At 31.5% G+C, this 18,309-nt stretch carries 15 protein-coding genes; all 15 read left to right on the forward strand.

Features of this window, described 5'->3' with window-relative positions; all coding sequences use genetic code 11:
* The 15 genes from uppS to Y592_RS07195 all read left to right on the forward strand — a co-directional run bounded on the left by uppS (window position 1) and on the right by Y592_RS07195 (window position 18,303).
* Complete coding sequence (gene uppS, locus Y592_RS07125; RefSeq protein WP_075666300.1) at window positions 1-678, forward strand: polyprenyl diphosphate synthase; 678 nt, start codon at window positions 1-3, stop codon at window positions 676-678.
* On the forward strand, window positions 675-1,496 hold the full coding sequence (locus tag Y592_RS07130; RefSeq protein WP_075666301.1) for a phosphatidate cytidylyltransferase: 822 nt from the start codon (window positions 675-677) through the stop codon (window positions 1,494-1,496). Before uppS ends, Y592_RS07130 begins: the two co-directional genes overlap by 4 nt.
* Window positions 1,497-1,508: 12 nt before the next feature.
* Window positions 1,509-4,088, forward strand: coding sequence for an alanine--tRNA ligase (gene alaS / locus Y592_RS07135; protein WP_088368933.1), 2,580 nt, complete (start codon window positions 1,509-1,511; stop codon window positions 4,086-4,088).
* 1 nt (window position 4,089) lies between these two features.
* Window positions 4,090-5,103, forward strand: a complete 1,014-nt coding sequence (locus tag Y592_RS07140; RefSeq protein WP_075666303.1) for a rod shape-determining protein — start codon at window positions 4,090-4,092, stop codon at window positions 5,101-5,103.
* Window positions 5,100-5,714, forward strand: coding sequence for a hypothetical protein (locus tag Y592_RS07145; RefSeq protein WP_075666304.1), 615 nt, complete (start codon window positions 5,100-5,102; stop codon window positions 5,712-5,714). The genes Y592_RS07140 and Y592_RS07145 overlap by 4 nt, the downstream gene beginning before the upstream one ends.
* A gap of 1 nt (window position 5,715) precedes the next feature.
* Window positions 5,716-6,309 carry a diguanylate cyclase domain-containing protein gene (locus Y592_RS07150; protein ID WP_075666305.1) on the forward strand — a complete coding sequence of 198 codons (594 nt, stop codon included), beginning with the start codon at window positions 5,716-5,718 and terminating at the stop codon, window positions 6,307-6,309.
* Between the two features lie 9 nt (window positions 6,310-6,318).
* Window positions 6,319-7,569: a UDP-N-acetylglucosamine 1-carboxyvinyltransferase gene (gene murA / locus Y592_RS07155; RefSeq protein WP_075666306.1), complete on the forward strand. Its 1,251-nt coding sequence runs from the start codon at window positions 6,319-6,321 to the stop codon at window positions 7,567-7,569.
* Window position 7,570: 1 nt separating this feature from the next.
* Window positions 7,571-9,364 carry a polysaccharide biosynthesis protein gene (locus Y592_RS07160; RefSeq protein WP_232218176.1) on the forward strand — a complete coding sequence of 598 codons (1,794 nt, stop codon included), beginning with the start codon at window positions 7,571-7,573 and terminating at the stop codon, window positions 9,362-9,364.
* Window positions 9,361-9,870 (forward strand): hypothetical protein, encoded by a 510-nt coding sequence (locus tag Y592_RS07165; RefSeq protein WP_075666307.1) that lies wholly within the window; start codon window positions 9,361-9,363, stop codon window positions 9,868-9,870. Before Y592_RS07160 ends, Y592_RS07165 begins: the two co-directional genes overlap by 4 nt.
* 15 nt (window positions 9,871-9,885) lie before the next feature.
* Entirely contained in the window at window positions 9,886-10,173 is a 288-nt protein-coding gene (locus Y592_RS07170) for a hypothetical protein (RefSeq protein ID WP_075666308.1), read from the forward strand.
* 51 nt (window positions 10,174-10,224) lie between these two features.
* Window positions 10,225-12,282 carry an elongation factor G gene (gene fusA / locus Y592_RS07175; RefSeq protein WP_075666309.1) on the forward strand — a complete coding sequence of 686 codons (2,058 nt, stop codon included), beginning with the start codon at window positions 10,225-10,227 and terminating at the stop codon, window positions 12,280-12,282.
* Between the two features lie 103 nt (window positions 12,283-12,385).
* Window positions 12,386-13,333: a hypothetical protein gene (locus Y592_RS07180; RefSeq protein ID WP_077198547.1), complete on the forward strand. Its 948-nt coding sequence runs from the start codon at window positions 12,386-12,388 to the stop codon at window positions 13,331-13,333.
* Window positions 13,330-15,540, forward strand: a complete 2,211-nt coding sequence (gene fliK, locus Y592_RS07185; RefSeq protein ID WP_077287787.1) for a flagellar hook-length control protein FliK — start codon at window positions 13,330-13,332, stop codon at window positions 15,538-15,540. The genes Y592_RS07180 and fliK overlap by 4 nt, the downstream gene beginning before the upstream one ends.
* On the forward strand, window positions 15,518-16,180 hold the full coding sequence (locus Y592_RS07190; RefSeq protein ID WP_237254748.1) for a flagellar hook assembly protein FlgD: 663 nt from the start codon (window positions 15,518-15,520) through the stop codon (window positions 16,178-16,180). The genes fliK and Y592_RS07190 overlap by 23 nt, the downstream gene beginning before the upstream one ends.
* 5 nt (window positions 16,181-16,185) lie before the next feature.
* Window positions 16,186-18,303: a flagellar hook-basal body complex protein gene (locus Y592_RS07195; protein WP_075666313.1), complete on the forward strand. Its 2,118-nt coding sequence runs from the start codon at window positions 16,186-16,188 to the stop codon at window positions 18,301-18,303.
* Window positions 18,304-18,309: the final 6 nt, after the last annotated feature.

Consider the following 18,309-nt stretch of genomic DNA (forward strand, 5'->3'; position numbering starts at 1 on the left):
ATGTTGCGGCATATAGCTTTTATAATGGATGGAAATGGAAGATGGGCGAAAAGACAAAATAAGCCTAGAATGTATGGTCATTACAAGGGAGCGTATAAAATTGAGGAAGTAGTAAGATGGTCTGCAAAACGTGGTGTAAAGTACACCACGTTTTATGCATTTTCAACGGAAAATTGGAAAAGACCGAAAAAAGAAGTAAATTTTATCTTTGGCCTTCTGCAGAGTAAAATTGCTGAATTTTACGAAAGAATGGATAAAGAAGGAGTAAAACTAGTCTTTTCAGGACGTCTAAAAGAATTGGGTGATAAGATATACAATATTTGTAGAGAATACGAAGAAAAGACGAAGAATAATGAGAGAATAGTTGTAAATATGGCAATAAATTACGGAGGGAGAGCAGAGATAATAGATGCTGTTAATAGAATTTTAGAGAGTGGACTACAGAAAATAGATGAAAATATTTTTAATTCGTTTCTTTATAGACCTGAAATTCCTGATCCAGATTTGATAATTAGAACTTCTGGAGAAATGAGGTTAAGTAATTTTTTAACATGGGAAGCTGCGTACAGTGAACTTTATTTTACAAATGTTTTGTGGCCAGATTTTTCAGAAAAAGATTTGCAAGAGGCGATAGATGATTATTTCAAAAGGAATAGGAGATTTGGGGGGATAAAGTGAAAGAAGAAACCAAAGTTAGGCTTTTTTCCGCATTAATTGTTGCGCCGGTTGTTGTTATATGCTTTGTTTCGTATCAAAGTTTGATAGGGCTAGTTTCCGCTATTGTTTTTTTGGCAAGTTCTGAGTTATATTTTTCAACGTTGATGAAGTACAAAAAAACGGGAGTAATTGTATTGTATATTATCATTGTTTCCGCATTTCCCGTTTTGTTTGGTTTATGGTTTATAAATTTTTCTATGGAATTGTTTAGTGTATTATTTATAATGGGTATTTTAGTAACATTAGTTTGGGTAAAGAATAAAGATATAGTTATGGAATATTTTGGTGTTTTTTCCATATCTATGATTTACATTTCATTTAATCTTTCTTTTTTTATTCCACTTTATAAATATTATGGTGCATCGCTGGCTTTACTAACATTAACTCTATCCTGGGCATATGATAGTTTTGCGTACTTTTTTGGTCTTGCTTTTGGGAAACACAAATTATCTAAAGTTTACAGTCCAAATAAAAGTTATGAAGGGCTTTTTGGAGGAATTTTTGGTACATTTATTTATGTTTTAATTTATTTTTATGTTATGAAAACCTTTTTTCAATGCAATACTAATATTAGTTATTTGTATTCTGTGCCTTTTGCTATAATTACAGGACTATTTGATACATTGGGAGATCTTTTTGAATCTGCTATAAAGAGGGCATATGGTTTAAAGCATATAGGAAAATTTATGCCTGGACATGGAGGAATGTTAGATAGAATAGATGGATTGTTATTTGTTGCTCCGATTATATTTATATTTTTGAAAATTTTTGTAGGTTAAGGAGGTAACTGTATGCAAAGCGAAGAAATAAGGCAGCTATTTCTAGAATTTTTCGAGAAGAAAGGTCATAAAATTTTACCTAGTGCTTCTTTGATTCCAGATGACCCACAATTAATGTTTACAGTTGCGGGTATGGTTCCTTTTAAACCTATTTTTTGGGGAAAGGTTGATCCTATTTATACACGTATAGCAACGTGTCAAAAATGTATAAGAACAACTGATATAGAGAATGTGGGAAGAACACCAAGACATCATACTTTTTTTGAAATGCTTGGAAATTTTTCTTTTGGTGATTATTTTAAAAGAGAGGCAATTGAATGGGCATGGGAATTTATAACACAAATTTTAAAAATACCAGAAGAGAAGTTGTGGATATCGGTGTATGAAAAAGATGATGAAGCATACGAAATTTGGAGAAATATAGGAATACCTTCGCAAAAAATTTTAAGGTTAGGAAAGGAAGATAATTTTTGGGGGCCTGCGGGTCCTACAGGTCCTTGTGGACCGGACACTGAAATTTTTTACGATACAGGTATGGAAGTTGAAACTGCAGATGGCAAAGAACCAAATCCTGCAAATACAGAAGGGCGTTTTGTGGAGATATGGAATTTAGTTTTTACGGAATATTATCAAGATGAAAATGGAAATTTATTACCTTTGAAGAGAAGAAATATCGATACAGGTGCTGGGTTGGAAAGAATTGCCGCAATGATGCAAGGCGTATATTATAACTTTGATACTGATTTATTTTTACCTATTATAAATAGGATTTCTGATATTTTGAAAATTGATTATGCAAAAGATCAGAGAAAGGACGTATCAATTCGTGTTATTGCTGATCATATTAGAGCTTTAGTATTTTTAATTTCCGATGGTGTGTTTCCATCTAACGAAGGAAGAGGCTATGTTTTAAGAAGAATTTTACGAAGGGCTGCAAGGCATGGTAAGTTACTTGGAGCAGATAGGCCATTTTTGTACAATGTTGTAGATGCTGTAGTAGAGAAAATGGGAAAGATTTACCCGGAAATTGTGGAGAAATCTAATTTTGTTAAAAAAATTATTCATGGAGAAGAAGAGAGGTTTTTACAAAATTTGAATAAAGGACTTGAAATTGTAGAAAAAGTTGTCAGAGAATCTGGGGGAAAAATAGATGGAAAATCTGCTTTTAAATTATACGATACTTATGGATTTCCACTGGATATTTTAAAGGATCTTGCAAATGAAAATGGATATGTACTTGATGAAGAGGGTTTCAATAAATACATGGAGGAACAAAGAAAAAAGGCGAGGAATGCAGCAGGAGAAGTTGAATTTTCTGAAAGAACAGAATATGAGTCTTTGAATTTTCACACAGAATTTGTAGGATACGATACACTAGAGACAGATGTAAAAGTTTTAAAGATTAAGACAGATGATTTTGTCGATAGTGTTGAAAACGTAGAATGTGAGTTGGTTTTTGATGTTACTCCTTTTTATCCTGAAAAAGGTGGACAGGTTTCCGATAAAGGTGTAATTAGTTTTGAAAATGGTAATTTTGAGGTCAAACATGTATATTTACCCGTTGAAGGAATAATAGTTCATAAAGGAGTGTTAAAGGGGAGGGTAAAAGTTGGTGATAAAGGTGTTGCAAGGGTGGACATGAATAAAAGAAAAGCTACTGCAAGAAATCATACAGCAACGCATTTATTGCATGCGGCGTTAAGAAAGATATTGGGGACTCATGTTAGACAAGCAGGTTCTTTGGTTGAACCTGAAAGATTGAGGTTTGATTTTACGCATTATGAAGCGTTAACAGAAAAGCAGATAAAAGAGGTTGAAAAGCTTGTAAATAAAATAGTTTTAGAAGCAATAGATGTGGAAACGGAAATTATGTCTTATGATGAGGCTGTTAGCAAAGGAGCGATGGCATTATTTGAAGAGAAGTATGGAGATAAAGTTAGAGTTGTAAAAGTATCAGATTTTAGTGAAGAGTTGTGTGGAGGTACACATGTAAAAAATACTGGAGAAATAGGATTGTTTAAAATTATCAGTGAGGGTTCAGTTAGTGCTGGTGTGCGAAGAATTGAGGCAATAACTGGAATGGTTAGTTTGAATTATTTAAAATCTCTGGAGAATAATTGGAAAAAGATTAAAAATTTACTTGAAGCAAATGACAGGGATGTATTTGCAAAAATTGAAAAATTGAAAACAGATATCAAGTTATTGGAATCAAAATTCAAAAAATTTCAGAAAAATATGGTTAATGTTGAGAAGTTATTGGAAGAAGTTAATTTGGAAAGTAACATAAAGTATTTAGTTAAAGAATTTGAAGGATTGGAAGTTGAGACATTAAGGGAGATATCCGATAGGATAATTGATAAGGGTGTGGATCTTGTAGTATTTTTTAACAAACAAAATGATAAGGTAGTGTTGATAGTAAAAAGAAGAAAAGACTTAAAAAAATTACATGCTGGTGAAATTGCAAAAACTTTATCTAAAGTTTTAGGTGGCGGTGGTGGCGGAAGACCAGATTTTGCCCAAGCAGGTGGCAAAGAAGTTTCAAAGATAAGTGATGCAAAGAAAAAATTAGTTGAATTTTTAAAGGAGTGTTAGTATGTTTAAAAGATATGATATGGGGATAGATTTGGGGACTGCTAATACATTAGTCTATGTAAGAGATAAAGGGATAGTAATAAATGAACCTTCGGTTGTCGCAATAAATGTAGAAAATGATGAAGTTTTAAAAGTTGGAAATGAAGCAAAAAATATGATTGGAAAAACTCCTTCGTATATAAAAGCAATACGGCCATTGAAAGACGGAGTTATTGCTGATTACAATGTGGCACTTGCTATGCTTACTTATTTTATTAATAGAGCTCAAAATGGTTTTTCATTTTTTAGACCCATGGTTGTTGTTGGAGTACCTGTGGGAATTACTGAAGTTGAAAGTAGAGCAATACTTGAGGCAGGTAATGAAGCTGGTGCAAAACGAGTTTTTTTAATAGAAGAACCTATGGCTACAGCTATCGGTGCTAATTTGAACGTTGAGGAACCAACGGGCAATATGGTAGTGGACATAGGGGGAGGTACTACCGAAATTGCTGTTATTTCCTTGGGAAGCCTTGTTACTTGGACTTCAATTAGGGTTGCGGGAGATGAACTTGATGAGGCGATTATCCAATATGTAAGAGAAGTGTATAGAGTGATAATTGGTGAAAGAACAGCAGAAAGGGTTAAAATTGAGATCGGAAATGTATTTCCAGATAAGGAATATGATGAACTTGAGACGAGCATTACCGGAATAGATTTGTCAAGCGGACTTCCAAAAAGGCTTGTGTTAAGAGGTGGTGAAATAAGAGAAGCTTTGAAACCTATAATAATGCAAATTGTAGATTCTACAAAGGCAACTTTGGAAAAGACTCCTCCGGAGTTAGTGGCAGATATTACAGAGAAAGGAATAGTAGTTGCAGGTGGAGGAGCACTACTTAGGGGTATCACTACGTTGATGAAGAAAGAGACGGGAATAGAGGCGTTTGTTGCAGATGAACCTATGACTTGTGTAGCACGTGGTGCAGGAATGGTACTTGATAAAGTTTCAATATTATCGAGATTGAGGAGAAATGAATGAAAAAAGTAGAAATTCTGATGTTATCTTTTTTATTACTTATCTTTATTTTTATTTTTAATTATATGTTTGAAGATAAAGTTTTGGAAAGTGTAAATGTGTTTTTTGAAAAAACATCTTATCCGTTTTTTTTACTAAGAAAAGGTTTAAATACTTTATTTGATGATGATGTAAAATATAAAATGGTTTATTTTGGCATCGAAAAGGATGAATTAACTCCCTTAAGTTTTTCTGAAAAGGGGATTTACTTTTTTGGAGTAGATGCTACTGGTGTGATATTAACAAATGATAAAAGGTTATTTGGGATAGTAAATACTACTGGTAATTTTGTTTTTGTAAAAAAATGGTGGTATGATAAATTTGAAGTTACGGTGGTAACGGATAAGTTTGAAATTGAAGCGTTGCTTGATAATGGAAATTTGGAATTTTTTGATAGTGTAGAAGTAAAAAATGGAAATATATATTATTCAAAGTATTTACCATATGGAGTTTATTTGCACAATTTAGGTGTTAGGTTGGGTTATATAAAAGATGGGAAGGTCTATTTAAATCTTACAAATTTCAATCTAAATACACACTTTTTTTTATTAGAAGATTATATTAGGAGGAGATAGAATGGGTGAATATGAAAAAATGACAAAAGAAGAATTGATAGTTAGAATTAGGGAGTTAGAAGATGAGTTATTATTACTCAAGACAAGACAAAACGAGCTTGAAAGCTTGCTTACTGAATATTCAGAGATTGTAAAGAAGCAATTTGAAGCCTTTGATGATTTTATAAAAGATTTGGGAACAAAGAGAATGATTGACCCGTTAACAAGGGTTTATTCAAAAGAACATATATTGAAATTAATAAGCTATTACCATCAAAAAGCATTTGAAGAAAACTTTGAATATGCTATTATTCTGATTAAGTTGAGAGGAATAAATGAAAAAGAAGATTTTGAAAAGGAACAAATTATTATTACCTTAGGTAAAGTTTTAAGAGAATCGGTTAGAGTTCCTTTAGATAGTATTGGAAGATATTCATATGATTCATTCTTAGTGCTATTGACCGAAATTTCAAAAGAAAATGCAAATGTTGTAAAGGATAGAATAGAAAGTTTAATGAATATTAAACTTCCAGAAGTGGAGTTTGACATAAAAATGGCTACATATCCTTACGATTCAACAAACCTTGAAGAACTATTAAATATTGTGAAAGAATGAGGGATTAAATTGGGATATTTTGTGCTAGAAAAATCTGTATTAAATGGTGAAGTGGTTATTTCAGGTGCTAAGAATGCAGCGCTTCCTATTTTGGCAGCCACTATATTAATTGATGATGAAATAGAGTTACGTAATGTGCCCGATTTGCTTGATATTAGAACGATGATTGATATTCTAAAAGAGACGGGCAAAAATGTGTATTTTGAAAATAACATTGTTAGGATTTCGGGAGTTGCTAAGAATAAAGTGATTCCATATGATTTAGTAAGAAAAATGAGAGCTTCTTTTAACGTTTTAGGGCCTTTAGTGTTGAGGTTAGGAGAGGGGCAGGTTTCATTGCCAGGGGGGTGTGCAATAGGAGTTAGGCCAGTAGATTATCATATAATGGGGTTAAAAAAACTTGGTTTTAGTATAGAAATTGAACATGGTGAGGTTTTTGCAAAAAGAGGAAAAAGTGAAGGGGAAATTTTTATTACATTACCTTTTCCCAGTGTAGGTGCAACAGAACATTTAATGACAACTGCTGCATTATTAGATGGTGTAGAAGTTGTTATAGAAAACGCTGCAATGGAGCCGGAGATTGTTGATCTTCAGAAATTTTTGAACAAAATGGGAGCGAATGTAGTTGGTGCTGGAACAAGAAAAATTATAGTAAAAGGAGTTAAAAGACTTTCAGGTGGAACATATAGTGTAATGCCAGATAGAATAGAAGCGGGTACTTACGCTATATCTATAGCATCAACAGGTGGTGAAGGTGTTGTAAAAGGTATAATCCCAGAACATTTAGAGATATTATGGGAAGTATTAGAAGAAACAGGTACAAAGGTTGACATATTTGACTCATATGTTTATGTAAATGGTAAAAATAGGAAAAAGTCTATTAATATAAACATACAACCTTATCCAGGATTTCCCACTGATTTACAACCTCAGATTATGGTTTATTTATCTGTTGCAAATGGGACTAGTATGATAATGGAAAATGTATTTAAAAATAGGTTTCATCACGTAGATGAATTGGTTAGAATGGGGGCAAAGATAAGAATATTTGATGGAACGGCGATAGTAGAAGGCGTCAAAAAATTAAGTGGAGCCAAAGTCGAGGGAACCGATTTACGTGCAACTGCGGCACTTATCATTGCAGGATTCCTTGCCGAAGGAAAAACAGAAGTACATAATGATTTTCATGCGCTAAGAGGGTATGAAAATATAGCGTATAAATTTAAAAAATTGGGAGGAAATATTAAACACGTAATTTGAGGTGATCTTTTTGAATAGAAAGGTTTTGTTGTTTTTTGTAGACGTATTCTCTACTTTAATAGCTGGAGTTTTAGCTCTTTTTATTAGATTTGGTTTTAATTTTTCTGAGATGAGAAAATACGATGAGTCAATATATGTATACATTATAATTTCAGCGTTGGTATACATTTTTAATGGAAATTACAAAGTGGTGTGGAGATATGCAAACCAAAAGGATTTTTTGAAGCTTTTTAGAGCCTCTGTTATTTCTTATTTACTCGTTTTGTCATTTTTTCATTTTTATAAGGGAATAGTTTTACCAAGGTCAGTTGGGTTTGTAATGTTTTTATCTTCATTTATTTTACTAGTTGGTGTAAGACTTTTTTATCAATTTATAATAGAAATAAAAAAAAGTGTAGAAAACAAATACTTGATAATTGGAGCTGGAGATGTAGCTGTTTCAATTGCAGAAGAAATAATGAAATCTGGTATTGGTGATGTTGTTTGTTTTATAGATGACGATACAAATAAGATTGGCCGTACAATATTTGGAAGGAAGGTCTTTGGACCTCTTTCAAAAATTGATGAATATTTAAAGTTATTTTCGTACGATGAAATTATAATTGCTATACCAGAATTAAATAGTCAACGAATCAATAGTATAATTGAAAAAATAGATCTAAAGAAAACAAAAGTAAAAGTTATTCCTTCTTTCGAAGAACTTTTTAAAGATAAAATCAGAATTGAAGATATTAGGGAAATTTCTTTGGAAGATATAATCGGTAGAAAACCTGTAAGGGTTGATTTGAGCAGAATAAGGGAGTATATAAAAGATAAAGTTGTTATGATAACAGGAGCTGGTGGAAGTATAGGCTCTGAGATTTGTAGACAAATAGCTTTTCAAGAACCAAATCGAATTATTCTTTTGGGTAGAGGAGAAAACAGTATTTATGAAATTAATGAGGAAGTAAGAGAAAAATTTCCCAATTTGGAAGTTTCAAGGGTGATTGGGGATGTGGAAAATTCGAAGTGGATGAGGGAAGTATTTAAAAAGTATAGTCCCGATATTGTTTTTCATACGGCAGCTCATAAGCATGTTCCTTTAATGGAAGAAAATCCATATGAAGCTATTAGGGTAAATGTATTTGGTACCGTGAATTTGGTGGAACTTTCATGTGAATTTAATGTTGAAAGATTTGTATTTATTTCCACAGACAAAGCGGTTAATCCAACATCTTTTATGGGGTTGAGTAAAAGAATTTCAGAACTTTATGTTCTAGCAAAAAAATGCCCTGTAAAGTTCTCAATTGTCAGATTTGGTAATGTTATTGGAAGTCGTGGGAGTGTTTTATGGAAATTTAAAAAACAAATTGAAAATGGAAGAGCAGTTACGATAACTCATCCGGAAATGAGAAGGTATTTTATGAGTATTCCAGAGGCTGTTTCGCTAGTTTTACAATCAACTATTTTGAATGGAAATTTGTTTGTTTTGGATATGGGAAAGCAGATATATATTGAAAGCGTTGCAAAAAAATTGGCAAAGATTCTAGGGAGGGATGATATTGATATAATTTATACTGGAATTAGAGAAGGCGAAAAATTATACGAGGAATTATTTTATCCTTACGAGGTTCCGTTAAAAACAGAACATCCTAAGATATATTCTGTGAATTTTTCGGTTCCAATTTCAACTGAACAAATTAAAAATCTTTCTAAAGAGATAATGGAGAATTTGTTAGTAGGAAATATTGAGAAAGCTGTTGGCATTGCTAGAAGAATTGTTCCAGAATTTAAATTTAAAGGAGGATTAAAATGAAGTTTATAGATTCATTTGTATTTAAATATGTAAAAAAAGAAAAAAAGAATGATTTTTCCAAAATTTTAAACGAGATATCTAAATTTTCAGAGCAAGGAATTAATTTTTCGGTAGAGTTAAATGAGAATATAGGGCGTTTAAGATTAGAATTGTACGAAACAAATCAAGAAAAAGATTTGATTTTTTTCAAGGGTTTATTATACACTAATATAGACAAAGTAGATTTTTCTAATTTGATGGGATTTTCTGAAAAGATTGTATTACCATCTGGTTTAGTTTTAGATTATGCGATTTCCGAAGGTGCAAAGAGTGCCATTAAAGGGTTATTTTTAGACGGAGATGTAGCTTACGTAGTAGTTGACAGTAAAAAAACAGAAAAATTAACAAATAAAGCACTGGCAATTTTAGTGTTAGAATATTTGGTTAACAACGTCTTTGAAGTAAAGTTTAATCAAGATGATTATGAAATAGAGATTGAAACTGAATTAACTGATTATTTTATATAAAAAAGAGGTTAAAGCATGATAAGTGGTTTGGTATTATTATCAATAGGAGTGTTGCTATTATTTTCTATATTTTTTTCTTTTTCATTTTCTCTAATATTTTATTTTGGTCTTTTTATTGGAGTATTTGGTTTTTATAGGATAATAAAGGAATTTCCAAAAGGAGTTGCAGCTATTATATTGGGGATTATAGTTATACTGCATGGTTTAAGTTATATAAAATTAACATTTTTTGATTTCATTTTGGTACTAGTCAGTGCTGGGCTAATAGAAGTAGGCTTAGGATATATTGTAAAGAAAAGGTAACTGAAATGTGATATAATAGGGGTTGCAATAAAAATAAATGGAGGTGGGCTAATGGGTGCTGTTGATAAAAAAAGAACTCTTACTCTGATAGGACATAATAGTTGTGGTAAAAGCATACTTTTATCTGCGATGTTGGTAAATGGAGGAAAGATTGATAAAGTTGGAAATAAAGAAGTAGATTTTGATCCCATTGAAGTAGAAAGAGGCTCAAGTATTTCTTCACACGTTGCAAAATTTGATTTTAATGGATATCAATTTACTGTTATTGATACACCGGGTTTTAGCGATTTTGTTGGTGATGTTATAAATGCGATATTTGTTACCGAAAATATAGTTTCAGTGGTTAATGCAACAGCTGGAGTTGAAATTCAAACTGAAAGAACATGGAGTATAGCTGAGGAATTAAAAAAACCTATATCGGTGTTTATTAATCAGCTGGACAAAGAAAGGGCAAATTTTGAAGAAGCATTAGATAGTTTAAAAGAAAGATTTGAAAGAAAGTTTGTTCCAGTTTTTTACCCTATAGGTAAAGAAGATAGCTTTACGGGTATTGTAAATGTATTTTCGGGAGAAGCATTTGTTTACGAAAGTGGGAAGGCAAAAAAAATAGATATTCCTGAAGAACTAAAAGATAAAGTAGAAGAGTTAAGATCATCCATGATTGAAGATATAGTTTCTTTGGATGAGGAATTAATGGAAAGATATTTTGCAGATGAAGATATTAGTTCTGAAGAGCTTTTAAAAACTTTGAAAATTGGTTATAAAAATGGTGAAATTGTTCCAGTATTTTGTGGCTCTGCCGAAAAAAATATAGGTGTTGATAAATTTTTGGAAGTAATGTCAATTTTAGGTGTAAATCCACTAGAAGGAAATGCGTATAAAGCAGTTCTTGAATCTGGTGATGAAGTTGAGATTCTTCCATCAGAAGGTGAGCCCGTTGTTGCATACACCTTTAAAGCGATAGTGGATCAATTTGTCGGTAAGTTGAGCTTTTTGAAAGTAATTAGTGGAAAATTAACCGCAGGTGATACACTTGTTAATGTTAATAGAGGGGCAAATGAAAAAATTGGGCATATTTACTATCCTGTATTAAAAAATACAGAAGAAACTTCTGAAGCAACTTGTGGGGATATTATTGTCATTCCAAAATTGAAAGAGAGTGCCATTGGAGATACAATGACTCATAAAGATAGAAGATTAAAGATTGTATTACCTGAATTCCCAGAGCCAATGATTTCAAGGAGTATAAATCCAAAATCCAAGTCAGATATTGATAAAATTAGTAATGGACTTGCAAGACTTGCAGATTCTGATCCAACGTTTAGTTGGGAGTTTGATCCTGAAACTTCGGAAACAGTTATTTCGGGTATTGGAAATATTCATTTGGATGTAATGGTTGAAAGATTAAAGAACATATTTGGTGTAGATGTTGAAGTTGGAAAGCCAAAGATTGCATATAGAGAAACAATTACTGGAAAGGCGATTGGTGAACATAAACATAAGAAGCAAACAGGTGGGCATGGTCAATATGGACATGTGAAAATTGAAATAGAGCCAGTTGAAAGAGGAAAAGGGTTTGAATTTGTTGATAAAATAGTTGGTGGGGTAATTCCTAAAAACTTTATTCCATCTGTTGAAAAAGGAATCAAAGAGGCTATGAAAAAGGGATCACTTGCAGGATTTCCTGTAGTTGATATTAGGGTTACATTGTTTGATGGCTCGTATCATGAAGTTGATTCTTCTGATATTTCTTTCCAAATAGCTGCAATACAGGCATTTAGGAAGGCTTTTGAACAAGCAAGACCCGTATTACTTGAACCTATAATGGAAGTTTTTGTATTTGTACCAGATGAAAATGCAGGAGATGTAATGGGAGAAATTAGTTCAAGAAGAGGTAGACCACATGGAATGGAACCTGCAGGAAAAGGAGTTACAAAGGTAACAGCTGAAGTGCCACTTGCAGAGATGTTGGATTTCTCGGGTAGACTTTCTTCTATCACAAGTGGTAGAGGATATTTCACTATGAAATTTTCGAAATATGATATTGTTCCGCCAAACGTTCAAGAAAAAATTATTCAAGAAAGAAAAAGAGAAATGGAACAAGAATAATAAGTTTTAAATCTTGCGGGGCTAAAAGCCCCGCATTTTTTTAAGGAATGATTGTAGGTTGTGTAGAAAAATTTACTTGGAGAAGAATATTTGGAGGTTGAATATGGAGAAGAAAAACAAACTTCTAAAATTTCTAATAGCGTTTGTTATAGCAGTTTTAGTTATTTCGGAAATTTTGTTGTTTTCTTATTTTAATTTTTTATTAAAAAATGTATATGGTGTGGATGAATCATTGTTTTCAAATTTCAAGAGTTATGCTGCGTATTTGTTGAATAAAGTACCTATTCTAAATAGGTATGTAAAGTATGAGTCATTAAGTGTAAATGAACCCAAAAAGTACTTTACAGAAATATTTGAAAGTTATAAGAAAAATATAGAGGGGTTAATTAAGCAATCGGAAGAAAAATTGAAAGAGGCAGAAAAATTAAGAAAACAAAACGAAATTTTATACAATTCACTTAAAAGAATAGAGGATGAATGGAAAGAGAAAAAAATAAGTGAAGAATTATCCAAAACAAAAGTTTTTGATACTGCTAAGAATTTAAATAAATTAGTTGAAATTTTTAAAAATGGAGATGCAAATGAATTAGTACCGTTGATGAATAGTAAAGATGTGAATGTAGAGACATTAGCTGTAGTTTTTCAGCAGTTAGCTCCAGACTTAAGGAGTGAAATGGTACAAGCACTTGCAAAAGTAAATCCAACAAAAGCAGCTGCGGTTGTTAATAAAATTTACAATGTAAATGAAATTCTTAGTAATTTAAATGAAAAATTGGAATTTTTGAAAAAAGAGATTGATAAATTGTACACATTACAAAGTCAGTTGATATCACTTGAAGGATTTAACAAAGCAGTAAAAGGATATTTATCTTCATTAAGTGAAAACGAGATTTACTCAATGATTAATTTATACAAGGATTCTCCTAGAATTGTATATTATCTGCTATCTAATGTGGATGTCTCAATTACAAAAAGGATTTTAAAACGTTTAAAAGATGAAAATGAGAAACTTTTTGTTGAGTTAATAAAATTAGGTGGTGGGATAGAATGAATCTTTTAAAACAACTTATTGCTAATAACGTTGAAATGAATCATGGTAAAAATGTAAAATTAAAAAGCCAAAAAGAAAGTAATAGCGCTTTTAAACAATTAGTAGAGGAAAAAAAGAAAATTTTTGGAAAAACAGTTTCAAAAGAAATATTAAGGCTACAAGATGAACCTTTTATAGATGAAAAAAAATTACTAAAGCATGTTATAGAAAGTTTGGAAACTTCTGTGAGTACTAAAAACTTAACAGAAGACGTTAAAGATAAGTTTTCAAATGTTGTTTTCGAAAGAAAAAATGGAGAGAATTCAAAAAAGAAAGAATATAAATTTAGTAATATGGATGGTAAAAAAGAAATTTTACCACGAGACGAAAAAACCATGCTGCAAGAAAAAAAGATAGTTAATACTTTTGAGAAAAAGGAAATCTTAGAGTTAGACAGATTAAAGTTGGAAAGATCAGAGGAAAAAAACGTAAAAAATAGTATTTTAAGAAAGATGATTAGTGATAAAAAGGAAAATAATGAAAAGTTACTCGTCTTAAAAAGTAAAAAAGATGGAAAAGTAAAAATTATAAGTAAAGTTTTTGTTGAAAATGATATTGTTGAAAAGAAAAATTTTATAAAAGAAGATACAAATACTTTAAAAAAAGGAATTACAAAATTAAAAAAAGAACCATTGGAAACAGGGAAAGATCAGAAGTTTTTTGATATCTCAAAGAAAGATGAAAAATTAAAAAATTTACGGAGAGATGTTATAAAGAGTAAAGTAGTTGAAAATAGTAAAGTAATTGAAAAAAAGGAGGATATATCTCCTTTCCATTCAATAGAAAAAACTTATTTGAATGTAAAAGAATATGTAAATGGACTCAATGAAGATGGAAATTTTCAAGGTGATTTTGTTGGTGATATTAAGAAAAATATAACAAGTGAAAATATAAAAAATAATGATAAAAAGAAAAATATAATTCTAAATTCTTCAAAAAAGATGGATGTTAAAAATATTAAAGCTGTTAAGTATAGTAAAGCTAAAGAAGTGAAAAAATTGGATGTTCCTGCAAAAATAGGCAAAGAGATAGAAAAAAAAGAAACTAAGATAAATTTAAAAGTGCAAGAAGTTATAACGAATTTTTTAGAAAAGTTAGAAGGGAAAGAATCTTATCTTTTAGAAAACAATCAAGTGAGCTTAAATGTGGATATTAAGGATTTAAGATTGTTGTGTGAAAATGTAAGACATTTAAAAAATATTAAAATAAAAGATGTGAAGTTACCAAAGAACACCCCACCCAAGATTAAAGTAATTTTTACAAATGAGAATAACCTAGAAAAAAAGCTATTAAAAAGAGATGTAATATTGAATAGGAATATAATTTTAAATAAAAAAAAGGATGTAGTTTACTTTTTCAAAGACAAAATATTTAGAATTGGAAATAAGACTATAAATTCTTTAATATTAATACCTATTTCTATGACAAATGAGAAATTATCCCCAATAATTAGAGAAAAAAATCCTCCAAGGACAAATGAAATTAATAGAAGGGTTAAAATTTTAGAGCGGTTTATTAGGGAAAACAATGTTTTTTTGAAGAATAATATAAAGGGGGATAGTGAACATAAGTTGAAAATAGAATTTATTTTTGAAAGCGAAAGAAATATAAAAAAACATGTAGCACGTAAGGAAGTTAATCCAAAAATTTCCAATGAAATTTTCAAATATCAAGCAAGAAAATTATATAAGATGCCAAAATATGAAGAAGTGCATACGAAAATTGATCTTTTGAATAATACAGAGAAGGCGAACAATTTACATGTAATTAGAACAGAACTAGAATCTCGAAATAGAAACATAGAGGAAATTTACAAAAAAATTACGGAGATGATAGAGAATAAAGGAAGTTATAAGGAAAAAGCAATAATTGATTTAAAACATCCAGCTTTTGGCAAGCTTGAGATTAATTTGGAAAAAGTGGATGACGAAGTAGTTATAAGATTTGTTTTTGAAAATAAAGAATCAAGAGATATTGTAGAAAAAGGATTACACAATTTAAGGGAAAGATTTAATAATATAGGGCTTGAGATCAAAGAATATTCTTTTGAAGTTAAAGAAGAACAAGAATGGTATGAAGAAGAAAAACAAGACAAAGGAAATGAACAAAATAGAAAGCAAAAAAAGAGGTGGGTGAAAGATAATGATGAACTGGATACAAATGAATAATATTTATCCAATGGAAAATTCAAAAAATCACGGTGTAAAAAAAGAGTTAGACAAGGAAGCATTTTTAGAACTATTAGTTACTCAATTAAAAAATCAGGATCCTTTAGAACCATTAAAAGATAGGGAGTTTATTGCTCAAATGACGCAGCTATCTACACTTGAACAAATTACAAATATGAGTGAGTCAGTTCAAAAATTTGTTGAAAGTTCAGCATCGTTGTATAGAGCACAAGTTTCATCTATGGTGGGAAAGTATGCTGTTGTAAAGTCGAATATTATTGAGTTAAAAAACGGTGTGACAAATACCCAAGTTTTTAAATTAGAAGAACCTTCGCATGTAATTTTAAAGATATACGATGAAAATGGGAAAATTGTTAAAGAGGAAGACCTTGGAAATTTAGAAGCAGGTATGCAGACCTTTTTATGGGACGGTAGGAACAATGACGGAGTTGCTTTACCAGACGGGATTTATAATTTTGGACTTTATACGGTACAACCTGATGGAAGTTTAAGTGAAATTTCAGCTATGGATGGTGGAAAAGTTGAAGCAGTGCAGTTTAAAGATAATGATGTATATGTACTTGTGAATGGGAATTTGTATCCGATAAATTCAATAATAGAAATTTCTGAAGAGGGGTGAAATAGATGATAAGATCAATTTACAGTGGAGTAACTGGTCTTCAAGGATTTCAACAGGCTATTGATGTCGTAGGAAATAATATTGCAAATGTCAGTACAATAGGTTTTAAAGCATCGCGTGTAACTTATGCAACAACTTTTTCTCAGGTTTTGGAGTTGTCAAAAAGGGCAACAGAGCTTACAGGTGGGACAAATCCAAAGCAAATAGGCTATGGTGTAAAAGTTGCATCAATAGATAAGATAATGTCTCAAGGGAGTTTTCAAAACACGGGGAAAAAAACTGATCTTGCAATTCAAGGAGATGGTTTTTTTATTCTAAGAGATGGTACAGGAAAGACATATTATACTAGAGCGGGGAACTTTGATTTAGATGTGAATGGTACAATTATACAACCAACTTCAGGGTTAAAATTGCAGGGATGGATAGCCGAACCAGATCCAGAATCTGGCAAAAGATATGTAGATACAAATAAACCAATATCAGATATCCAAATTTCTGCTGGACTTTCTATGTCTGCAAAGAAGACTACTTCTATGACTGTGGCAAATAATTTAGATGCAAGAGTTGGCCCAGGTAAAACTGTTATGACATTGTCAGGTTACGGAGGAACTTCTGTAAATGTAAAGATAATTTTCGATAGAGATAAGGGAGGTTTACAGGATCCATTTGCAGATTATCAAATTTATAGAGCAAAAGTATACAGTGGAACAGATGATAATATCGATGGAGAGATATATATGAAATTTGACAAATTTGGTAATGTTGTACAATCTGGTGCAATAAAGCAAAAGTTGAGTGTTACAGCAACGACTGATGGAAGTGTTAATTTAAGTGGAATAGGTCAGGAGGATGGAAATTACACATTTATTATCAGAGATTCTAGTGGCAAAATTTTGGATGTTCAAACTGCTAGTGTAAGTTCAGGAACTGCAATTGTTGCTTCTGATCAAATAAAGAATGGTAGTGATTATGTGATAGAAGTTGCAAAAGATGTTGTTGATCTTGCAACTCCTGGGTTTATTGCATCAACGGAAAATGGAACGGTGGTTTCAACTAATCAGTTGGATTTCACATATAACGGAGCAGATATTTCTTCCAATGCAAAAGTATTTGTTAGAGATTCAAACGGTAATTTGGTTGCACAATATGATTTTACTTCTGGTTTGATAAATGGTACAAACTATAGTTTGACGGGTGTTTTTGATCCAGCAGAGATTTATACGGTGGAAGTTTATAACGGTTCGACTGTAAATAGTCTAGTAGTTCCTGGAAGTGGTGAACCTAGATTTTACGAAGCGGATAATCCTACTAATTTTTCTGTTACAGATTTTAATTCACCATTTTATACAACATCGGTGCAGGTATATGATACGCTTGGTAACGCGTATACATTATATATAGATTTCGTAAAACTTTCTGCAAATTACAACGATGGTTCTGCAAATTATAAAAATGCTTGGGCATTTAGAGTAAGGAGTGCTTCGGGAGAGAATGTAAAATATTTAAGTAATTACGATACTGGGCAAGAGATAACAAGTGGTACAACTGGTGTTATGACTTTTGATGAGAGTGGAAGGTATACAGGATTGTATGCTTTTGATCCAATAACTGGTCAGATAAATCGTGGAGAATCTATTGATGCAATTAAATTTAATGCTGCAGAAAACGGAGATGGGGAAGTAAAAATTAAATTGAATCTGACTGGTATAACGCAGTTTGCTGCAACCTCTGATGCTTATGTTGTTGAACAAAACGGAAATGCTCAAGGTACTTTGGAGTCTTTCTCAATTGCAGAAAATGGAGATATAATTGGTACATTTAGTAATGGACTTACTGATAAACTTGGGAAGGTAGCACTTGCTATTTTTAATAATCCTGCGGGTCTTTTGGAGGCAGGGAACTCTCTTTACACGGAAAGTGCGAATAGTGGAAGCGCAATAATTAGACAACCTGGATTTGGGGGTTCTGGTGCATTGATTTCTGGAGCACTTGAAATGTCAAATGTAGATTTGTCCGAAGAGTTTACAAAATTAATAATTGCTCAGAGAGGTTTTCAAGCAAATGCGAGAGTTGTAACTACTGCTGATCAAATTCTTCAAGAAGTAGTGAATTTAAGACGATAAAATAAG

It is taken from the genome of Thermosipho sp. 1070 (assembly GCF_001682135.1).
Lineage (GTDB): Bacteria > Thermotogota > Thermotogae > Thermotogales > Fervidobacteriaceae > Thermosipho > Thermosipho affectus.

Excerpts from the sequence above, each read along its gene's own strand:
- Y592_RS07170 (WP_075666308.1), top strand. The coding sequence starts at position 9,886 with ATGATAAGTGGTTTGGTATTATTATCAATAGGAGTGTTGCTATTATTT.
- Y592_RS07195 (WP_075666313.1), top strand. The coding sequence starts at position 16,186 with ATGATAAGATCAATTTACAGTGGAGTAACTGGTCTTCAAGGATTTCAA.
- Y592_RS07140 (WP_075666303.1), top strand. The coding sequence starts at position 4,090 with ATGTTTAAAAGATATGATATGGGGATAGATTTGGGGACTGCTAATACA.
- alaS (WP_088368933.1), top strand. The coding sequence starts at position 1,509 with ATGCAAAGCGAAGAAATAAGGCAGCTATTTCTAGAATTTTTCGAGAAG.
- Y592_RS07145 (WP_075666304.1), top strand. The coding sequence starts at position 5,100 with ATGAAAAAAGTAGAAATTCTGATGTTATCTTTTTTATTACTTATCTTT.
- Y592_RS07165 (WP_075666307.1), top strand. The coding sequence starts at position 9,361 with ATGAAGTTTATAGATTCATTTGTATTTAAATATGTAAAAAAAGAAAAA.
- Y592_RS07180 (WP_077198547.1), top strand. The coding sequence starts at position 12,386 with ATGGAGAAGAAAAACAAACTTCTAAAATTTCTAATAGCGTTTGTTATA.
- fusA (WP_075666309.1), top strand. The coding sequence starts at position 10,225 with ATGGGTGCTGTTGATAAAAAAAGAACTCTTACTCTGATAGGACATAAT.
- Y592_RS07190 (WP_237254748.1), top strand. The coding sequence starts at position 15,518 with ATGAACTGGATACAAATGAATAATATTTATCCAATGGAAAATTCAAAA.
- uppS (WP_075666300.1), top strand. The coding sequence starts at position 1 with ATGTTGCGGCATATAGCTTTTATAATGGATGGAAATGGAAGATGGGCG.
- fliK (WP_077287787.1), top strand. The coding sequence starts at position 13,330 with ATGAATCTTTTAAAACAACTTATTGCTAATAACGTTGAAATGAATCAT.
- Y592_RS07150 (WP_075666305.1), top strand. The coding sequence starts at position 5,716 with ATGGGTGAATATGAAAAAATGACAAAAGAAGAATTGATAGTTAGAATT.